Raw genomic sequence first — 19,547 nt, 5'->3', positions numbered from 1 at the left:
TGATGGCCTCCGAAAACAAAACACCCTGCGAAAGCGTAGCCCTCGCAGGGTGTGGGGGTGACCATCTCATTAAACCGCCACTGCCGAACAATGCGCCGAACGTCCCACCCACCGTGCCCATGGGAACCGCCCACAATGCCGACAACTGGCTCGGGCGGGCCTTTATCCACAGGCTGTAGATCGCATAGGCGCTGATGAACAGCCCCATCAACAACAGCAAGAGGTCGGACTTGAGGTTGAGCAGAAAAATCACCCCCAGCGTGCAGCCCACCGCCATGCATGGCAGCAAACGCAGCAACTCGGGCCGGGAGACATCCCGCCGCGATGGCAACAAGTTGCCGAAGGCTGCGACAAAATCCAGCAAGACCAGCAACGGGACGATTTTCGACAGGGGCATGAACAGCAGCAATATCGGCGCCGCCACCAACGCCGTGCCGAACCCGGCGATGCCGAACACAATGTAGGCCAGGGCGACGGCCAAGCCGATTACCAGCCAATCCATCGGCGCAAATGCCCATTGGCCCAACCACGACAGGAGATTCATCCGGCACTTCCTTGATGAGGAGAGCGGGGACTTTAGCCAGATATGCGCAGGGACATCCAGTATTTATGGTGACGGCTCCGGGCGGCAATCCGACGATCGCAGACGACGCGCTCCGAATTATCTCCATACATGGAGATTCAGCCATAAATGCCCTTATCATGCCGCCCATGATTAAAGATCCCTTTGCCCGACTGGGCCTGGACCGCGAGGTCCTGACTGTCAGCCAGCTCAACGGCCGTGCGCGGGTGTTGCTCGAAGACGTGTTCAGCAACATCTGGGTCGAGGGCGAGATTTCCAACCTCGCCCGCCCCGCCTCCGGCCACGTCTATTTCACCCTCAAGGACAGCGGCGCCCAGGTGCGTTGCGCATTGTTCCGGCAGAACGCCGCGCGGGTGCGCCAGGCCTTGAAGGATGGGCTGGCCGTGAAGGTGCGCGGCAAGGTCTCGCTGTTCGAAGGCCGTGGCGACTATCAACTGATCCTCGACACCGTGGAGCCGGCCGGCGATGGCGCGCTGCGCCTGGCTTTCGATGCCCTGAAGGAAAAACTCAGCGCCGAAGGCCTGTTCAGCGCCGAGCGCAAGGTGCCGCTGCCGGCTCATCCACAACGCATCGGCATCATCAGTTCGCCGACCGGGGCGGTGATCCGCGACATCATCAGCGTGTTCCGTCGCCGTGCGCCGCAGATTTCCCTGACCCTGATCCCCACGGCCGTGCAAGGCCGCGAAGCCACCGGGCAAATCGTCCGCGCCCTGAAACTGGCCGACTCGCGAGGCTTCGACGCGCTGATCCTGGCCCGGGGCGGCGGTTCGCTGGAAGACTTGTGGTGTTTCAACGAAGAAGCCGTGGCCCGGGCGGTGGATGCCTGCGTCACTCCGATCGTCAGCGCGGTGGGCCATGAAACCGACGTGTCCATCAGCGATTTCGTCGCCGACGTACGTGCCCCGACCCCCTCCGCCGCCGCCGAGTTGCTGGCACCGGACGCTGGCGACCTAGTGCGCCGGATCGAAAGCCTGCACCGCCGGCTAGTGATGCGCATGCGCGACCGCCTGATGCGCGATCAACTGCGCCTCGAAGGCCTCACCCGGCGCCTGCGCCATCCCGGCGAACGCTTGCGCCAACAAGCCCAGCGCCTCGACGACCTGGACATGCGCCTGCGCCGAGCCTTTGAGCGCAGCCTCAATACCCGTCGCGAGCGCCTGATCCGTTTGGAAACCCGCCTGGCCGGGCAACACCCGGGCCGGCAACTGGCCTTGCTGCGCCAACGCCTGGGCAGCCTGGCCGAACGCCTGCCCCGGGCCATGCGCGAAGGCCTGAAAACCCGCCGCGTGCAATTGCACAACCAGATGCAAACGCTGCACATCGTCAGCCCCCTGGCGACCCTCGGCCGGGGCTACAGCATTTTGCTGGACGAACGTGGCCATGCGATCCGCGATGCCGGGCAAACCCAGACCGGCCAGCGCCTCACCGCCAAACTCGGCGAAGGTGAGCTGCTGGTGCGGGTCGAAGACAATCACCTGACGCCGGTCACCCTTTCTTTACTGGACTGATTCATGCCGCGATTTTTCGCTTCATTGCTCTTGCTGTGCCTGACCCTCAACGCCCACGCCGACAGCTACATCACCCGCCTGTTGAACAAACCGGTGCCCGGTGGCGTGGCAGTGGTGGATCTGGGCAGCGCGGCCCAGGCACCAAAAGCCAGCTATCAGGGTAAACCGGTGTTGGTGGTCAAGGAGCAACAGAACTGGCTGGCAATTGTCGGCATCCCGCTGACGGTCCAACCCGGCACCCAGCAGATCAGCAGTGGCGGCACCACACACCCGTTCGTGGTCGGCTACAAGAAATACCCCGAGCAACACATCACCCTGAAGAATAAGCGCCAGGTCAACCCGGCCCCGGCAGACCTTGCGCGCATCGACGCCGAGCTGGCCGTGCAACTGAAGGCCTACCGCAGTTTCAGCCCGAACCTGCCGAGCAACTTGTTGCTGGACAAACCGGTCAACGGCCCGCTGTCGAGCAAGTTCGGCGTGCGTCGCTTCTTCAACGGCGAAGAGCGCAACCCCCACGCCGGCCTCGATTTCGCCGTCCCGGCCGGCACGCCCATCAAGACCCCGGCCGCCGGAAAGGTGATCCTCACCGGCAACTACTTCTTCAATGGCAACACCGTGTTCGTCGACCATGGCCAAGGTTTCATCAGCATGTTCTGCCACATGTCGAAGATCGACGTGAAAGTCGGCCAGCAACTGGCCCGAGGCACCGTGGTGGGCAAGGTCGGCGCCACCGGCCGCGCCACCGGGCCGCACATGCACTGGAACATCAGCCTGAACGATGCGCGGGTGGATCCGGCGATTTTCATCGGTGCTTTCCAACCCTGAGTCATGTGATGAGGCGGCCGGCTCGCGATGACGACGGCCGCATCAGCACCGTCCGTGAATTGCCAAGCACAAAACATCGACGCAATCCCCAAGATCGATAGAGCGAATATGCGCGATTAAATCTCGCCATTTCACCTTAAAGCAGAACTTCTCTCAATTTTTCCCGACTGCTTGCGATCCTCCCCTCACACGGTTAGGGTTGGAAGCATGAAAACCTCTCATACCCTCATTCAGCTTCGCCAGCACCGCAGCCTGTGCCTCGTCAGCGCACGACTGCCGGGCTGAATCGCGGCACCTCGTCCCGGCTGCAAAGCCACCTCGTTCGAACCACCGGCAGGCCGCCTTTTTTCGGCCACGACAACAAAGGATTCCGCCCATGAGCATGCTCAAAGACCCGTCCTCCAAATACCGCGCGTTCCCGACCATCAACCTGCCGGACCGTACCTGGCCGTCGAAGACCATCACCGCCGCGCCGATCTGGTGCAGCTCCGACCTGCGCGACGGCAACCAATCGCTGATCGAGCCGATGGACGCCGTCAAGAAACTGCGCTTCTGGAAAACCCTGGTGGCCGTGGGCGTCAAGGAGATCGAAGCATCGTTCCCTGCCGCTTCGCAGACTGACTTCGATTTCGTCCGCACCCTCATCGAGGAAGGCCACATCCCGGACGACACCACCATCCAGGTGCTGACCCAGGCCCGTGAAGACTTGATCGCGCGCACCTTCGAGTCGCTGCGCGGCGCGAAGAAAGCCATCGTCCACCTCTATAACGCCACTTGCCCATCGTTCCGCCGTATCGTGTTCAACCAGGACAAGGAAGGCGTGAAGGAAATCGCCGTGAACGCGGCCAAGCTGTTCGTCAAATACGCGGCGCAGCAGCCAGAAACCCAGTGGCAGTTCGAATATTCGCCAGAAACCTTCAGCGCCACCGAGCTGGAATTCGCCAAGGAAGTCTGCGACGCCGTGATCGACGTGTGGAACCCGACGCCTGAGCGCAAGGTGATCCTCAACCTGCCGGCCACCGTGGAAGTCGCCACGCCGAACGTCTACGCAGACCAGATCGAGTGGTTCCACCGCAACATCAGCCGCCGCGACAGCGTGCTCATCAGCCTGCACACCCACAACGACCGTGGCACCGGCGTAGCCGCCACTGAACTGGGCCTGATGGCCGGCGCCGACCGCGTCGAAGGCTGCCTGTTCGGCAACGGCGAGCGTACCGGCAACGTCGACCTGGTGACCGTCGCATTGAACCTCTACACCCAGGGCATCAACCCTGAGCTGGACTTCTCCGACATCGACGGCGTGCGCAAAGTGGTCGAGGAGTGCAACCAGATCCCGGTACACCCACGTCATCCGTACGTCGGCGACCTGGTCCACACCGCATTCTCCGGTTCGCACCAGGACGCCATCCGCAAGGGCTTCGCCCAGCAGAAATCGGACGGTCTGTGGGAAGTGCCATACCTGCCGATCGACCCAGCCGATATCGGTCGTAGCTACGAGGCGGTGATCCGGGTGAACAGCCAGTCGGGCAAGGGCGGCATCGCCTACCTGCTAGAACAGGAATACGGCATCAGCCTGCCACGTCGCATGCAGATCGAGTTCAGCCAGGTGGTGCAGCGCGAAACCGATCGCCTGGGCCTGGAAATGACCGCCCAGCAGATCCACGCGCTGCTCCACACCGAATACCTGCAAGCCAACACCCCGTACGCGCTGGTCAGCCATCGCCTGCAAGAAGAGAACGGCCACAGCGCCGTGGAAGTGGAAGTGGCGAGCAAGGGCCAGGGCGAGACCAACCTGCACTGGCGCGGCAAGGGCAACGGTGCGCTGGAAGCATTGGTGGCCGGCCTGCCGGTTCCGGTGGAAATCATGGACTACAACGAACACGCCATCGGCGCGGGCACCAATGCCAAGGCCGCGGCGTACATCGAACTGCGAGTCAACGGCGAGCGCGCGGTGCACGGCGTGGGCATCGATGAAAACATCACCACCGCCAGCTTCAAGGCGCTGTTCAGCGCACTGAACCGCTCCCTGAGCCAGCCTGAGGCCAAAGCGGCTTGATCCACTGCTGAAACTGCAAAAGGCCCCAAGGTTTGAACCTTGGGGCCTTTTTGTTGTGCTGGGGTTTGTGTTGCCGGTCAAGACCTGCTCGCGATAGTGCCCGATCAAGCAACAAAACTGTCAGGCGTGGACATCAACCCCCACCGTCATGGCCTGTAACAACGAAGAGCGCAAGGTTTGCAAGGCGGCCTGGGTACCCATGATCTGCGTCTGAATAGCCATTGCCTGCTGAGCCTTCTGCTCTTCACTGGCCTGGCTCTGCTGCACCCGGGCCAATTGCGCTTGCTGCTGGGCCAACAGCTTTTCGGTCTGCTCGATCTGCTTCTTGATCTGTTCGATGACATTCACACCCGTACTGCTGGGCGCACCGGCGACGTTTGCGCCACTGGTATCGACTTTCAGTGACTTTTCCTTCTCGTTGCCGGCTTCCGTGGATGCGGCCTCTGTATCTTCGGTCGCGCCTTTGATCGAGACTTTGGGGCTCGACATCGGGTACGGGTTTACAGATATTGCGCTGATAGTGGTCATAGCATTCTCCTTGGCTGACCATTTATCGGCACACAACAGTGCTTCTTAAGGGCTGAATCGGTTCAATCAGATGAATTCGAAATCATCGGCATCCAGGTTCGCCGGGAAACGCATGCGATACGCCGCCAGGTCCGCCGCACTAAGGGACACCTTGAATACCCCATCGGCCTCACCGGCACCGAGCAAGGTCTCGCCCTGGAAGTCCAGCACCTGGCTGTCGCCGGTATAGGCATAGCCCTTGCCGTCAGTGCCGACACGGTTCACCGCCGCCACGTAGCACAGGTTCTCGATGGCTCGAGCCGGCAGCAGTCGGTTCCAATGCTGACGCCGCGCACCCGGCCAGTTGGCGGTGTACAGCAGCAGATCGGTGTCTTCGGCGTCGCGGCTCCAGACCGGAAAGCGCAGGTCGTAGCAAATCAGCGGTCGGATCCGCCAGCCCTTGAGCTCGAACAACACTTGCCGCTCGCCCGGCGTAAAGTGGTTATGCTCCCCGGCCATGCGAAACAGATGACGCTTGTCGTAATGCAGCACTTCCCCATCCGGCCGGGCCCACAGCAGGCGATTGCGATGGCTGCCATCCGCGGCTTCGACGATCAAGCTACCCGTGATCACCGCATCCAGCCTCGACGCCTGCTCACGCAGCCAATAGCTGGTGGGACCGTGCTCCGGCTCGGCCAGGGTCTTCGATTCCATGGAAAACCCGGTGGTGAACATCTCCGGCAGGATAATCAGGTCCGCCCCACGGGCCTGTTCCAGCAAACCCTGGAAGTGCTCCAGATTGGCCTGGCGGTCGTGCCAGGCCAGGGTCGTCTGGATCAGGGCAATCTCCAGATCAGGCAACACACTCAAATCACGCATAGTTTCTCCGCCGCTTCGCGCAGCGTCTCCTCACGCTTGGCAAAGCACAGGCGTACCAGGCGCTGGCCTTGTGGTGGTTTTTGGTAGAACACCGAGACCGGAATCGTCGCCACGCCATGCTCGCGGGTCATCCATACCGCCATGTCAACGTCGTTCAGGTCCGGGCGAATTTGCGAATAATCCACCAGTTGGAAGTAGGTCCCGGTCACACGCTTGAAGCTGAAGCGCGACGGCGCCAGCAGATCGCAGAACAGGTCGCGCTTGGCCTGGTAGAAATCCGGCAACTGCTCGACATGCTCCGGGTGATCGGTCATGTAGTCGGCCAAGGCGTACTGCAACGGCGTCACGCCGCAGAAACTGACGTACTGATGCACCTTGCGCAGTTCCGCCGTCAGGGCCGACGGCGCCACGACGTAACCGGTTTTCCAACCGGTGACGTGGTAAGTCTTGCCGAACGAACTGACCACGAAGGCCCGGCGGTACAGCTCTTCATGAGCCAGCACGCTGACGTGGGGCACGCCGTCGAACACCAGGTGTTCGTAGACCTCGTCGCTGACCAGGTAAAGGTCGCGATCACGAATCAGGGCGGCCAATTGGTCGAGTTCGGCGCGACTGATCAGGGCGCCGCTGGGGTTATGCGGCGAATTGAGAATGATCATCCGCGTACGCGGGCTCAGGGCTTCGCCGAGCTTCTCGAAGTCGATGGCAAAGTCATCCAGGCCCAATGGCACATGCACGCAACGCCCGCCGGCCAGCTCGACCGCCGGTTCGTAGCTGTCATAGCAGGGGTCGAAGACAATCACTTCGTCACCGCTGTGGACCACTGCCGCGATGGCGCAGAAAATCGCCTGGGTCGCCCCGGGAGTCACGGTGACTTCCTGGTCGGCATCGACACTGACGCCGTAGCTGCGGGCGATCTTCGCCGCAATCTGCTGGCGCAGCGCTGGCAGGCCGGTCATGGGCGAATACTGGTTATGACCTTGGGCAATATGCCGGCCGACCGCATCGCGCAAGGCTTGCGGGCCATCGAAATCGGGAAATCCCTGGGACAGGTTCAGCGCGCCGGTCTGCGCAGCGAGCTGGGACATCTGGGTGAAAATGGTGATGCCGACATTCGGCAACTTGCTGGCGATCATCAAGAATTCCTTGCTGTGCACCCAGCTCTGGGGCGGCGTGGGAGAGCCCGAGGATAGCCCAATCGCCGGGCATGAAAAAGGGTGCCACGAGGGGCACCCTTTTTCATGCTGAACACTCATACCTGTGGGAGCAAGGCTTGCCCGCGATAGCCACACCGCGGTGTAACAGCTGAACCGCGTTATCGTTCATCGCGGGCAAGCCTTGCTCCCACAGATCAATATCCCAATGTCCGGATCCAGACGGGACTAGCGTTTGTCCCGGCGCTTCTTCTCGGCTTTCTTGTGGTGCGACATCAAGCGGCGCTTCTTGTTGACCTGGCGGTCGGTGAGCGTGTTCTTGTTGCCTTCATACGGGTTCTCGCCGCCCTTGAACTCGATGCGGATCGGCGTACCGACCAGCTTCAGGACGCGGCGATAGGTGTTTTCCAGATAGCGGACATACGACTTGGGCACCTTCTCGATCTGGTTACCGTGGATCACGATGATCGGCGGGTTGGCGCCGCCCAGGTGAGCGTAACGCAGCTTGATCCGGCGGCCATTGACCATCGGTGGCTGGTGTTCGCTGACGGCGTCTTCGAGAATCTGGGTCAGGCGGCTGGTCGGCCAGCGGGTGACCGCCGACTTGAACGAGTTCTGCACCGATGCGTACAGGTTACCCACGCCCGTCCCGTGCAAGGCCGAGATAAAGTGGATGTCGGCGAAATCGACGAAGAACAGCCGACGCTGCAATTCGACCTTCACGAAATCCCGCTCGCTTGGCGTCATGCCGTCCCACTTGTTGATGGCGATGACCAATGCCCGACCGGCCTCCAGGGCGAAGCCCAACAGGTTCAGGTCGTGGTCCACCACACCTTCGCGAGCGTCCATCACGAAGATCACCACGTTGGCGTCCTTGATCGCCTGCAAGGTCTTGACCACGGAGAACTTCTCGACTTCCTCGTGGATCTTGCCGCGCTTGCGCACACCGGCGGTGTCGATCAGCGTGTACTTCTCTTCGTTACGCTCGAACGGGATGTAGATGCTGTCGCGGGTAGTGCCAGGCTGGTCGTAGACGATGACCCGGTCTTCGCCAAGCATGCGGTTGACCAGGGTCGACTTGCCCACGTTCGGACGACCGATGATGGCGATCTTGATCCCGTCTTTTTCGCTCGGACCCGGAATGCGCTTGGCTTCCTCGCCCTCGGCAACGATCTCTTCCTCGCCCTCTTCCGGCTCGTCTTCGTCGTCCTTGGGGAAATCCGCCAGGGCGACTTCCAGCAACTGAGTGATGCCGCGGCCATGGGCACCGGCGATCGGGATCGCCTGGCCCATGCCCAACGGCGCGAATTCGGCGCGAGCCATGTCCGGGTCGATGTTGTCGACCTTGTTGGCGACCACATGGGAGCGCTTGTTACGTTTGCGCAAATGCTCAGCGATCATCTGGTCGGCGGCGGTAAAACCAGCCTTGGCGTCTACCAGGAACAGCACAACATCGGCTTCTTCGATGGCAAGCAGCGACTGCTCGGCCATCTTTTCGTCCATGCCATGTTCATCACCGGAGATACCGCCGGTGTCGATCAGGATATAGGTACGCCCTTGCCACTTGGCCTCACCGTATTGGCGATCACGGGTCAGACCGGACAAGTCGCCGACAATGGCGTCGCGAGTCCTGGTCAGGCGATTGAACAAGGTGGACTTGCCGACGTTCGGTCGACCCACCAGGGCGATTACGGGAACCATGCGGCTCTCCACTGCGTTATTTCAGAAAATACAAAAGCCGCTGCGAGGCAGCGGCTGGTGCTCGGGGCCAATCCTGTGGGAGCGAGCGGGCTCGCCCCTACAAAAGTGCAGCCGCTTGGGGGATCAGCCCCAAGCATAGTCTTACTTGATGGTCAGGGCTTCCAGTTTGCCGCTGTTGCCATACACATAGATCATGTTGCCCGCCACCAGCGGACGGGCACGCAGGCCGTCGCTGTCGATGCGCTCACGACCGACGAAACGACCGTCCACCTGGCTGAGCAGGTGCAGATAACCTTCCAGGTCACCCACTGCAACGTAGCTGGAGAACACTTCCGGGGCCGACAGTTGACGACGGGCCAGGGAGTCGTTGCTCCACAACGCGGTGGTGGAACGCTCGTCAACGCCTTCGACCGTACCCGAAGCCAGGCTCACGTAGACGCTGCCAAAACCCTGGGCGACACCGGCGTAGCTGGACGCATCGCGTTGCCACAGCGGACGGCCGCTTTCCAGGTCCAGTGTCGCAACGCGACCCTGGTAGCTGGCAACGTACAGCGTACCGCCGGACAACAGCAGGCCACCGTCGATGTCGACCACACGCTCCAGTTCCGAACGACCTTGCGGAATGGCAACGCGTTGCTCCCAGACCGGCACGCCGTTGGAAATGTCCAGGGCCACCACTTTACCGGTGGACAACCCGGCCACCGCCAGGCGGTTGGTCACCACCGGAGCGCTGGTACCACGCAGGGTCAGCACCGCCGGGGTGCTGTCGTACAACCAGCGCTGGTTGCCAGTGGCGGCGTCGAGGCCGATCAGACGGTCATCCTGAGTCTGGACCACGACCACGTCACCATTGGTAGCCGGCGGTGCAAGCACTTCGCTGGTCACCCGGGCGCGCCATTTCTCTTCGCCGTTGCTCGCGTCCAGGGCGACGATCTCACCCCTGAGCGTGCCAATCATGACCAACCCGTAACCCACGCCAACGGCACCGGAAACAGGCAGTTCGAGATCCTTCTTCCATTTGACGTCGCCGTTGAGGCGATCCAGGGCCTCGACCACGCCAGTGACATCGCCAGCATAGATGGTGTCGCCGTCGATGGCCGGCACCAGCATGTTGTAGGTTTCACCCTGGCCGTCACCGATGGAACGGCTCCACTGCTTCTGCAGTACGACTTCTTCCTTGAAATCGGTCAGTTCGGCCGGCGGCAGTTCTTTCTTGCTGTTGCTGCTGCAACCCGCGGCCATAATGGCCAGGGCCAGCAATGCTGCATGTTTCCAACGGATCACGTCATGCATCCCCTTTGGCCAGGTCGTCCAGCTTGATTTGCAGGCCACCCACTGCGGCTTCATCCGACAGTGCAGCCTTGGCTTTCTGGTAAGCCGCGTAAGCATCATCGGCGCGACCCAGTTGTACCAGCAAGTCGCCCTTGAGCTCTTCACGAGTGGCCAGGAAGGCTTTATCGGCATCGCCGTCGAGCAGCTTCAACGCTTCTTCGACCTTGTTCTGCGCCGCCAGTACCTGGGCCAGACGCTGACGCGCGACTTCGCCCAGGGTCGGATTGGCCGGCTTGTCGACGATGGCCTTCAACTCGCTCGCGGCATCATCGAGCTTGCCGCTGTCCACCGCGACCTTGGCCACGAACAGATGACCGTATTGCGCGTAGGCCGTACCGCCGAATTCCTTGTCGAGCTTGCCGGCCAGGTCCGCCACACGGGCAGCGTCAGGCTTGCCATCCGGGGTCAAGGTGGTTTCCAGCAATTGCTGATAGAGCACCGAGGCGCCTTGCGCCTGGTTGCTCTGATATTTCTGGAACGCCTGCCAGCCGAACACGATGACCAGCGCCAACAGGCCGCCAGTGACCAGCGGCTTGCCGTTGCGCGTCCACCAGTCCTTCAAATCCGCCAGCTGTTCATCTTCGGTACTCGACACCCCAATACTCCTTAATCGCTAATTCGGCTGTTTGACAGCTTCAACCCTGCACGACGCAGGTGGCCAGGTGTGCTGCAAGCGCATCCCAGGCAATGCTTTGTTGTTCGCCCTGGCCACGCAGGGGTTTGAAACCTACCACTTGTTGGGCCAGTTCGTCGTCACCCAGGATCAGTGCGTACAGCGCACCGCTCTTGTCGGCCTTCTTGAACTGGCTCTTGAAGCTGCCGGCGCCGGCGTTGATCTGCAGGCGCAGGTTGGGCAACTGGTCGCGGACCCGCTCGCTCAACGCCAGGGCCGCCAGCTCCGCTGCTTCGCCAAACGCGCACAGGTAAACATCAACCTGGCGGGAAAGCTCTTCTGGAACCTTGTCCAACGCTTCGAGCATCAACACCAAGCGCTCGATGCCCATGGCGAAGCCAACACCAGGGGTCGGCTTGCCACCCATCTGCTCGACGAGGCCATCGTAGCGCCCCCCGGCGCACACGGTGCCCTGGGCGCCGAGCTTGTCGGTAACCCATTCGAAAACGGTCTTGCTGTAGTAGTCCAGCCCGCGAACCAGCTTCGGGTTGAGCACATAAGGAATACCAGCGGCATCCAGGCGCGCCTTGAGCCCCTCGAAGTGCTGGCGGGACTCGTCGTCGAGGTAGTCGGCCATCTTCGGCGCATCGACCAGGATCGCCTGGGTGTCGGCGTTCTTGGTGTCCAGCACCCGCAGCGGGTTGGTCTTCAGGCGGCGCTGGCTGTCTTCGTCCAGCTTGTCCACGTGAGCGGACAGGAACTGCACCAAGGCATCGCGGTAGCGCGCCCGCGACTCGCTGGTGCCCAGGCTGTTGAGTTCGAGCTTGACCGCATCGCGCAGGCCCAGCTCACCCCACAGGCGCCAAGTCATGACGATCAGCTCGGCATCGATGTCCGGACCTTCGAGGTTGAAGACTTCCAGGCCGATCTGGTGGAACTGGCGATAACGACCTTTTTGCGGACGCTCGTGACGGAACATCGGGCCGATGTACCAGAGTTTCTGTACCTGGCCGCCGCCGCTGATGCCGTGCTCAAGCACCGCACGCACGCACGACGCCGTGCCTTCGGGGCGCAAGGTCAGCGAATCGCCGTTGCGGTCGTCGAAGGTGTACATCTCTTTTTCGACGATGTCGGTCACTTCACCGATGGAGCGCTTGAACAGCTCGGTGAACTCGACGATCGGCATGCGGATCTGCCGATAACCGTAGTTATCCAGCAAACGTGCCACGGTGCCCTCGAAATAGCGCCACAGGGGCGTCTGCTCGGGCAGGATGTCGTTCATGCCACGGATGGCTTGCAGGGACTTGCTCACAGATAATCCTTAAAAATTCGTTCGATCAGCCGCGGGCGATGAGTGCTGCGTCGGCTTCGACCTTCTCGGCCGCTTTCTCGCGGATCAGCTTTTCCAGCTCGTCCACCAGATTGTCATTCGTCAACTTCTGCGACGGCTTGCCGTCGATGTAAATCAGGTTCGGCGTACCGCCCGTCAGGCCTATATGGGCCTCCTTGGCTTCGCCCGGGCCGTTGACCACACAACCGATCACCGCGACATCCAGCGGCACCAGCAGGTCTTCGAGGCGCCCTTCCAGCTCGTTCATGGTCTTGACCACATCGAAGTTCTGCCGCGAGCAACTCGGGCAGGCGATGAAGTTGATACCACGGGAACGCAAGTGCAGGGATTTGAGAATGTCGTAACCGACTTTCACTTCCTCGACCGGATCGGCCGCCAACGAGATGCGAATGGTATCGCCAATCCCTTCGGCGAGCAGCATACCGAGGCCGACGGCAGATTTCACCGTACCCGAGCGCAACCCACCGGCTTCGGTGATACCCAAGTGCAACGGCTGGACGATTTCCTTGGCCAGCAGGCGGTAGGCTTCGACGGCCATGAACACGTCGGAGGCTTTCACGCTGACTTTGAAATCCTGGAAATTCAGGCGCTCGAGGTGCTCGACATGACGCAGGGCCGATTCCACCAGCGCCGCGGGGGTCGGCTCGCCGTATTTCTTTTGCAGGTCTTTTTCCAGGGAGCCGGCGTTGACGCCGATGCGGATCGGGATGCCCCGGTCGCGGGCGGCGTCCACCACCGCGCGCACGCGGTCCTCACGACCGATGTTGCCCGGGTTGATGCGCAGGCAATCCACGCCCAACTCGGCCACGCGCAGAGCGATCCGGTAGTCGAAATGGATGTCGGCGACCAAGGGAACCTTGACCAACTGCTTGATCTTGCCGAACGCCTCGGCGGCGTCCATGTCCGGCACGGAAACCCGCACGATGTCGACACCGGCGGCTTCCAGGCGGTTGATCTGGGCGACCGTGGCGGCCACGTCATTGGTGTCGCTGTTGGTCATGCTCTGGACAGCGATAGGCGCATCGCCGCCCACAGGCACGTTGCCGACCCAGATCTTTCGGGATTCGCGACGCTTGATTGGAGATTCGCCGTGCATGACTTATTGACCCAACTTCAGGCGAGCAGTCTCGCCACTGGTGAACGGAGCCACGTCGACCGGTTGGCCGTTGTAGCTGACCTGCGCGCCACGGGCGTAGCCCAGGCGCACGGCAAACGGTGGCTTGCCGTTGACGGACGTGCTGTCGCCCTTGCGCTTGAGACCACTGAACAGCACCTTGCCGTTGCCGTCGGTGATCTGCGTCCAGCAATCGGCCGTGAATTGAATCTGTACCTGGCCTTCGCCGGCCATTGGCGGCGTTGCGGGAGCAACCGCCGCTGCCGGGGCAACGGGAGCGGCTGGAGCCGCTGGTGCAACCGGCGCTGGCGTAGCGTGCACGGCTGGTGTAGCGGCAACCGGTGCGCTGGTGGTCGGCGCCGGGGACGCCGGGGCGACAGGAGTAGCCGGGGCGACAGGCGCAGTGGCCGGGCCAGCGGGGGCAGTCGGTTCGGCACCGGCAGCGCTGTCGGCGCTGTCCTGATCCTGGGGCAACGCCAGGGTGGTTTCGCCCGCGGCCTGGCCATCCACGACGGCCTGGTCTTCCGGCTCGTCCAGCGGATGGATGCGGGTGGTGCCATCGGCCCCTTCGACTTCGACGTGCTCAGGCGCCAGCGCGACCGGTTCCTTGTTGCGCAAGGAGGTCTGATCCTGCCACCAGACGAAACCGCCACCGATCACGGCGATCAGCAACAACAGGCTGACGATTCGCAGAATGGTGTGGGAAACGCGAACCGGCTCTTCAATGCGACCCAGGCTGTGCACGCTGCTGCCCTGGGCGTCGGAACCGGTGTATTGGTCGAATTGCTGGACCAGCACGGTCTGGTCCATATCGAGCAACTTGGCATAGGCGCGGATGTAGCCCCGGGCGAAGGTATGCCCAGGCAACTTGTCGAACGCGCCCGCTTCCAGATTGCTCAGGGAAGCCACGGTGAGATTGAGCTTGAGGGCCACTTGGGCCAGCGACCAACCATTGCTTTCGCGGGCTTGACGCAGGGTCTCACCGGGATTTACGCGAGTCGCTGCTACAACTTCAGGATGCGCCGCTTTCATCATTGCTCCGACAGGTATTGCTGATATTCCGGCGTACCGGGATAGAGTCTTTTGAGTTGCAGGCCGTAACTGGCAGCCTTGTCGCGATCTTCAAATACATGGGCGAGCCGAACGCCGAGCAACAGACTACGTGCATTTTGCTCGCTCAGCAGGCTAAAACGTTCGTAGTAGTCCCGCGCGGGCACATAATGCCTGTCTTCGTAGGACAACTCAGCCATTTCCAGCAACGCCTGCGGTTGCTGGCGGTTGAGCCGCAGCGCTTTTTCCAGTTGCTGGCGGGCCAGGTCACGCTGGCCGAGTTTCGCGGCCGTCAGGCCGAGGTTCTCGAAAACCCGCGAACGCTCGGGATAAAGGGTGTCGGCGGCAGCCTGCTCGAAACGCTCGTAGGCGTCCTTGTAGCGGGCCTGCTCGAACAGGAAGCTGCCGTAGTTGTTCAGGATCCGCGCGTCTTGCGGCCGGGCGGACAGCGCCTTGCGAAAATGCTGGTCGGCCAACTCGGGCTCCAGCTCCGCCTGGAACACCAGGGCCAGGGCCGCGTTGGCGTCGGCATCGGCGTCATCCAGCTCCAGGGCTTTCTTGAGCGGGACCTTGGCGCGCTCGGTCATGCCCTGCTGCAGGTAGCCGATGCCCAGTTGCACATAGGCCACGCGAGCCTCGTCGCGCCCTTTGCTGGTCTTCATCGGGTTGTAGTCACCCGACAGGACACAACCGGAGCACAGCCCGGCCAACAGCAAGATGAGCGCGAAGCGCAGGGACATAGAGTTCCTCTCTTAGTGACTGTTCGCAGCGTTTTGCGCCGCATCGTCCGCGGCGTTCAACTCGCGCACGGCAATGTAGCGTTCACTGCGACGGGTGCGGTCCAGCACCTGTCCGACCAATTGGCCACACGCGGCATCGATGTCCTCGCCCCGGGTGGTGCGCACAGTGACATTGAAGCCCGCGTGATGAAGCTGATCCTGGAAGCGACGAATCGCATTGTTGCTCGGACGCTCGTAACCGGAATGCGGGAACGGGTTGAACGGGATCAGGTTGATCTTGCACGGAATGTCCTTGAGCAGCTCGATCATCTCGACCGCATGTTCGAGCTTGTCGTTCACATCCTTGAGCAAGGTGTACTCGATGGTCAGCACGCGCTTCTCGCCCAGGGCCGACATGTAGCGCTGGCAGGAATCGAGCAACATCTTAAGCGGATACTTCTTGTTGATCGGCACCAATTGGTTACGCAATGCGTCATTGGGTGCGTGCAGCGACAACGCCAGGGAGACGTCGATGTGCTTGGCCAGCTCATCGATCATCGGCACCACGCCGGAGGTGGACAGGGTCACCCGGCGCTTGGAGATGCCATAGCCCAGGTCATCCATCATCAAATGCATGGCGGCGATGACGTTGTCGAAGTTCAGCAGCGGCTCACCCATGCCCATCATCACCACGTTGGTGATGGCACGGTCGATGGTCGCCGGGACGCTGCCAAAGGATTTGTTGGCAATCCACACCTGGCCGATCACTTCGGCGGCGGTGAGGTTGCTATTGAAACCTTGCTTGCCGGTGGAGCAGAAACTGCAATCCAGGGCACAGCCTGCCTGGGACGAAACGCACAAGGTGCCGCGTTTGCCCTGGGGAATGTAGACGGTCTCGACGCAGCTGCCGGACGCCACGCGCACCACCCACTTGCGGGTGCCGTCGCTGGAAATGTCCTGGCTGACCACTTCGGGCCCGCGAATCTCGGCAACAGCCTTGAGCTTTTCGCGCAAGGCCTTGCCGACATTCGTCATGGCGTCGAAGTCGTCGACGCCAAAGTGGTGAATCCATTTCATCACCTGACCGGCACGGAAACGCTTCTCCCCGATCGAGTCGAAGAATTTCTCCATTTCCGGCTGGGTCAGGCCCAACAGGTTGGTTTTGCCGTTCGATGTAGTCATGGGTTCACCTTCACTCAAAAGCCTGGGCTTAGCGAGTGGTTACTTCAGTAGCGGAGAAAAAGTAAGCGATTTCGCGAGCAGCAGCGGCTTCGGAGTCCGAACCGTGAACGGCGTTGGCGTCGATGGACTGGGCGAAGTCAGCACGGATGGTGCCGGCAGCAGCTTCTTTAGGGTTGGTGGCGCCCATCAGCTCACGGTTGCGAGCGATAGCGTTTTCGCCTTCCAGCACCTGAACGACAACCGGGCCGGAAGTCATGAAGGCAACCAGTTCACCGAAGAAACCGCGTTCGCTGTGCTCAGCGTAGAAGCCTTCGGCTTCGGCCTTGGACAGTTGCTTCATTTTCGAAGCTACAACGCGCAGGCCAGCGTCTTCGAAACGGGTAACGATCTTGCCGATCACGTTTTTAGCAACGGCGTCAGGCTTGATGATGGAGAAAGTACGTTGAACAGCCATGGTGTAACTCCAGAAACGGTAATTTGCGAAAAATTAAACCCGCGAATTATACGCGGGTTCGTGGGTATTGCCTAACTGCGTACGATGCGGACTCAGTCTGCCTCGTCGATCCAGGCGGCTTGAATGGCTTCAAGCACTTTCTCGCCACCTCGGCTCGGATCATCGCTGAACCCCGGCAATGCCAACACCCATTGGTGCAGATCGACGAAGTTCACGTAACGGGGGTCTACCTCTGGCTTGGATTCAGCCAATTGGATAGCGATTTCCAGCACATCAACCCATTTCAGACTCATTGTCGCTTTCCTGAATCAGTGCGGCGCTTCGGCAGCGTGGTTGAGCGAGTATTTCGGAATTTCGACGGTCAGGTCTTCCTCACCGACAATCGCCTGGCAAGCCAGGCGCGATTGCGCTTCCAGACCCCAGGCCTTGTCGAGGAAATCTTCCTCCAGTTCGTCAGCCTCTTCCAGCGAATCGAAACCCTCACGGATGATGCAATGGCACGTCGTGCAGGCACAGACGCCGCCACAGGCACTTTCCATCTCGATATGGTGCTCATGGGCCAATTCGAGGATGGAGATCCCAGGTTCAGCCTCCACAACCATACCCTCAGGGCAGAACTTCTCGTGGGGCAAAAAAATCACCTGCGGCATCAACTACTCCTCGATTTCATTCAGGTTGCGTCCCGCCAGGGCGGCCTTGACGGTGGAGTCCAGGCGACGGGCGGCAAAAGCATCGGTGACTTGCGACAGACGCTTGGTCTGCTGCTCGATGGCATAGCCATCGGTACCTTTGATCAATTCGGCCAATTCCTGCATCTGCAGCTCGATGACCATGCGCTCATCGGCGTCCAGCAAACGCTCGCCGTCGGCCTCCAGGGCGCCTTGCACGGCTTCGATCAGGCGCTGGGCATCGACCTGTTGCTCACGCAGCACGCGGGCTACCTTGTCATCGCCGGCGTACTGGAACGAATCCTTGAGCATCCGAGCGATTTCGCCGTCGGTCAGGCCATAGGACGGCTTGACCTGGATGCTGGCCTCGACGCCCGAACCCAGTTCGCGAGCGGAGACATTGAGCAAGCCGTCGGCGTCGACCTGGAAGGTCACGCGAATCTTCGCCGCACCCGCCACCATGGCCGGGATGCCGCGCAATTCGAAACGGGCCAGGGAACGGCAGTCGCTGATGAGCTCGCGTTCGCCTTGCAACACGTGGATCATCATGGCCGACTGGCCGTCTTTATAAGTGGTGAAGTCCTGGGCGCGGGCCACGGGGATGGTGGTGTTGCGTGGAATCACCTTCTCCATCAGACCGCCCATGGTTTCAAGCCCCAGGGACAACGGAATCACGTCGAGCAGCAGCAGTTCGCCGCCATCGCGCTTGTTACCGGCCAGGGTGTCGGCCTGGATCGCAGCGCCAATGGCGACCACCTGGTCCGGGTCGATTTCGGTCAATGGCTGGCGACCAAAGGCTTCGGCGACGGCTTCACGCACCCGAGGTACGCGGGTCGAACCACCGACCATGACCACGGCCTTCACGTCGTCGAGCTCAACACCGGAATCACGCACGGCGCGACGACAGGCCTTGAGGCTGCGGGCAACCATGGGCTCGATCAGCGCATTGAAGGTTTCGCGGCTCAACGAGGCGTTCCAATCGCCATACACCACTTCGACACTGCTCGCGTCGGTCAAGGCTTCCTTGGCGGCGCAGGCGGTTTGCAACAAGTGGCGTTGCGCCCCCGGATCGAGGTCCGCGGACAGGCCCGCGTTTTCGATGATCCAACCGGCGATGGCATGGTCGAAATCATCGCCGCCCAGGGCGCTGTCGCCACCGGTGGCCAGGACTTCGAAGACGCCGCCGGTCAGGCGCAAGATAGAGATATCGAACGTGCCGCCGCCCAGGTCGTAGATGGCGACCAGGCCTTCGGCATGCTGGTCCAGGCCATACGCCACGGCAGCGGCGGTCGGCTCATTGAGCAGGCGCAGCACGTTCAGGCCGGCCAACTTGGCCGCGTCCTTGGTGGCTTGGCGCTGAGCCTCGTCGAAATAGGCCGGGACGGTGATGACAGCCCCCACCAGCTCGCCACCCAGCGCTGCTTCGGCACGCTGGCGCAGCACCTTGAGGATATCGGCCGAAACCTGGACCGGGCTTTTCGCCCCCTGCACGGTTTCGATAAAAGGCATGTGGGATTCGCCGCCGACGAAGCGATAGGGCAGTTGCTCCCCCAATTGCTTGACGTCGGACAGGCCACGCCCCATCAGGCGCTTGACCGATACGATGGTGTTCAGCGGATCGGTCGACGCGGCCAGCTTGGCCGACTCGCCCACTTCGACACGATCGGCGTGATAGCGCACGGCAGACGGCAGGATCACCCGCCCCTGCTCATCGGCCAGCGGCTCGGAAAGACCGCTGCGCAAGGCAGCGACCAGGGAATTGGTGGTACCCAAGTCGATTCCCACGGCCAGGCGACGCTGGTGCGGTTGTGGACTTTGGCCGGGTTCGGCGATCTGCAGTAGGGCCATCGT

At 61.6% G+C, this 19,547-nt stretch carries 19 protein-coding genes; 3 read left to right on the top strand and 16 right to left on the bottom strand.

Features of this window, described 5'->3' with window-relative positions; translation table 11 throughout:
* The coding region (locus N4Q37_RS26910) for a sulfite exporter TauE/SafE family protein (protein ID WP_260963219.1) at positions 1-544 on the bottom strand (544 nt) is incomplete at its 3' end.
* A 167-nt stretch (positions 545-711) separates the two neighbouring features.
* On the opposite strand from N4Q37_RS26910, the gene xseA reads away from it, so the two are divergent.
* The 3 genes from xseA to leuA all read left to right on the top strand — a co-directional run bounded on the left by xseA (position 712) and on the right by leuA (position 4,972).
* Positions 712-2,091 carry an exodeoxyribonuclease VII large subunit gene (gene xseA / locus N4Q37_RS26905; protein WP_260963218.1) on the top strand — a complete coding sequence of 460 codons (1,380 nt, stop codon included), beginning with the start codon at positions 712-714 and terminating at the stop codon, positions 2,089-2,091.
* Positions 2,092-2,094: 3 nt separating this feature from the next.
* On the top strand, positions 2,095-2,916 hold the full coding sequence (locus N4Q37_RS26900; protein ID WP_260963217.1) for a peptidoglycan DD-metalloendopeptidase family protein: 822 nt from the start codon (positions 2,095-2,097) through the stop codon (positions 2,914-2,916).
* Between the two features lie 376 nt (positions 2,917-3,292).
* A complete protein-coding gene (gene leuA / locus N4Q37_RS26895; RefSeq protein WP_260963216.1) occupies positions 3,293-4,972 on the top strand; it encodes a 2-isopropylmalate synthase in 1,680 nt (559 codons plus the stop codon).
* A gap of 120 nt (positions 4,973-5,092) precedes the next feature.
* On the opposite strand, the gene N4Q37_RS26890 is transcribed toward leuA, so the two are convergent.
* The 15 genes from N4Q37_RS26890 to hscA form a co-directional block, all read right to left on the bottom strand.
* A complete protein-coding gene (locus N4Q37_RS26890) occupies positions 5,093-5,500 on the bottom strand; it encodes a hypothetical protein (RefSeq protein ID WP_260963215.1) in 408 nt (135 codons plus the stop codon).
* 66 nt (positions 5,501-5,566) lie between these two features.
* On the bottom strand, positions 5,567-6,358 hold the full coding sequence (locus tag N4Q37_RS26885) for an amidohydrolase (protein ID WP_260963214.1): 792 nt from the start codon (positions 6,356-6,358) through the stop codon (positions 5,567-5,569).
* A complete protein-coding gene (locus N4Q37_RS26880; RefSeq protein ID WP_260963213.1) occupies positions 6,346-7,494 on the bottom strand; it encodes a pyridoxal phosphate-dependent aminotransferase in 1,149 nt (382 codons plus the stop codon). The genes N4Q37_RS26885 and N4Q37_RS26880 overlap by 13 nt, the downstream gene beginning before the upstream one ends.
* Before the next feature lie 246 nt (positions 7,495-7,740).
* Positions 7,741-9,213, bottom strand: coding sequence for a ribosome biogenesis GTPase Der (gene der, locus N4Q37_RS26875; protein ID WP_260963212.1), 1,473 nt, complete (start codon positions 9,211-9,213; stop codon positions 7,741-7,743).
* Between the two features lie 141 nt (positions 9,214-9,354).
* Positions 9,355-10,506, bottom strand: coding sequence for an outer membrane protein assembly factor BamB (bamB, locus tag N4Q37_RS26870; protein WP_260963211.1), 1,152 nt, complete (start codon positions 10,504-10,506; stop codon positions 9,355-9,357).
* Positions 10,499-11,140 (bottom strand): YfgM family protein, encoded by a 642-nt coding sequence (locus N4Q37_RS26865; protein WP_260963210.1) that lies wholly within the window; start codon positions 11,138-11,140, stop codon positions 10,499-10,501. The genes bamB and N4Q37_RS26865 overlap by 8 nt, the downstream gene beginning before the upstream one ends.
* Before the next feature lie 40 nt (positions 11,141-11,180).
* On the bottom strand, positions 11,181-12,470 hold the full coding sequence (gene hisS / locus N4Q37_RS26860; RefSeq protein WP_260963209.1) for a histidine--tRNA ligase: 1,290 nt from the start codon (positions 12,468-12,470) through the stop codon (positions 11,181-11,183).
* Positions 12,471-12,495: 25 nt separating this feature from the next.
* Positions 12,496-13,605, bottom strand: a complete 1,110-nt coding sequence (ispG, locus tag N4Q37_RS26855) for a flavodoxin-dependent (E)-4-hydroxy-3-methylbut-2-enyl-diphosphate synthase (protein ID WP_260963208.1) — start codon at positions 13,603-13,605, stop codon at positions 12,496-12,498.
* 3 nt (positions 13,606-13,608) lie between these two features.
* Positions 13,609-14,655 (bottom strand): RodZ domain-containing protein, encoded by a 1,047-nt coding sequence (locus tag N4Q37_RS26850; protein ID WP_260963207.1) that lies wholly within the window; start codon positions 14,653-14,655, stop codon positions 13,609-13,611.
* Positions 14,655-15,413 carry a type IV pilus biogenesis/stability protein PilW gene (gene pilW, locus N4Q37_RS26845; RefSeq protein WP_260963206.1) on the bottom strand — a complete coding sequence of 253 codons (759 nt, stop codon included), beginning with the start codon at positions 15,411-15,413 and terminating at the stop codon, positions 14,655-14,657. The genes N4Q37_RS26850 and pilW overlap by 1 nt, the downstream gene beginning before the upstream one ends.
* A 12-nt stretch (positions 15,414-15,425) precedes the next feature.
* A complete protein-coding gene (gene rlmN, locus N4Q37_RS26840; RefSeq protein ID WP_260963205.1) occupies positions 15,426-16,574 on the bottom strand; it encodes a 23S rRNA (adenine(2503)-C(2))-methyltransferase RlmN in 1,149 nt (382 codons plus the stop codon).
* 28 nt (positions 16,575-16,602) lie between these two features.
* Complete coding sequence (ndk, locus tag N4Q37_RS26835) at positions 16,603-17,028, bottom strand: nucleoside-diphosphate kinase (RefSeq protein WP_260963204.1); 426 nt, start codon at positions 17,026-17,028, stop codon at positions 16,603-16,605.
* 92 nt (positions 17,029-17,120) lie between these two features.
* The gene (gene iscX, locus N4Q37_RS26830) at positions 17,121-17,321 is read right to left on the bottom strand and encodes a Fe-S cluster assembly protein IscX (protein WP_260963203.1); all 201 of its coding nucleotides are present in this window, start codon (positions 17,319-17,321) and stop codon (positions 17,121-17,123) included.
* 15 nt (positions 17,322-17,336) lie between these two features.
* A complete protein-coding gene (gene fdx / locus N4Q37_RS26825; RefSeq protein ID WP_134922899.1) occupies positions 17,337-17,678 on the bottom strand; it encodes an ISC system 2Fe-2S type ferredoxin in 342 nt (113 codons plus the stop codon).
* A 3-nt stretch (positions 17,679-17,681) separates the two neighbouring features.
* Positions 17,682-19,544: a Fe-S protein assembly chaperone HscA gene (hscA, locus tag N4Q37_RS26820; protein ID WP_260963202.1), complete on the bottom strand. Its 1,863-nt coding sequence runs from the start codon at positions 19,542-19,544 to the stop codon at positions 17,682-17,684.
* Positions 19,545-19,547 lie beyond the last annotated feature (3 nt).

This window comes from Pseudomonas citri (assembly GCF_025336485.1).
Classification (GTDB): Bacteria; Pseudomonadota; Gammaproteobacteria; order Pseudomonadales; family Pseudomonadaceae; genus Aquipseudomonas; species Aquipseudomonas citri.
Note: the sequence above shows the minus strand (reverse complement) of the source record. Positions and strands in the feature narration are given on the sequence as shown.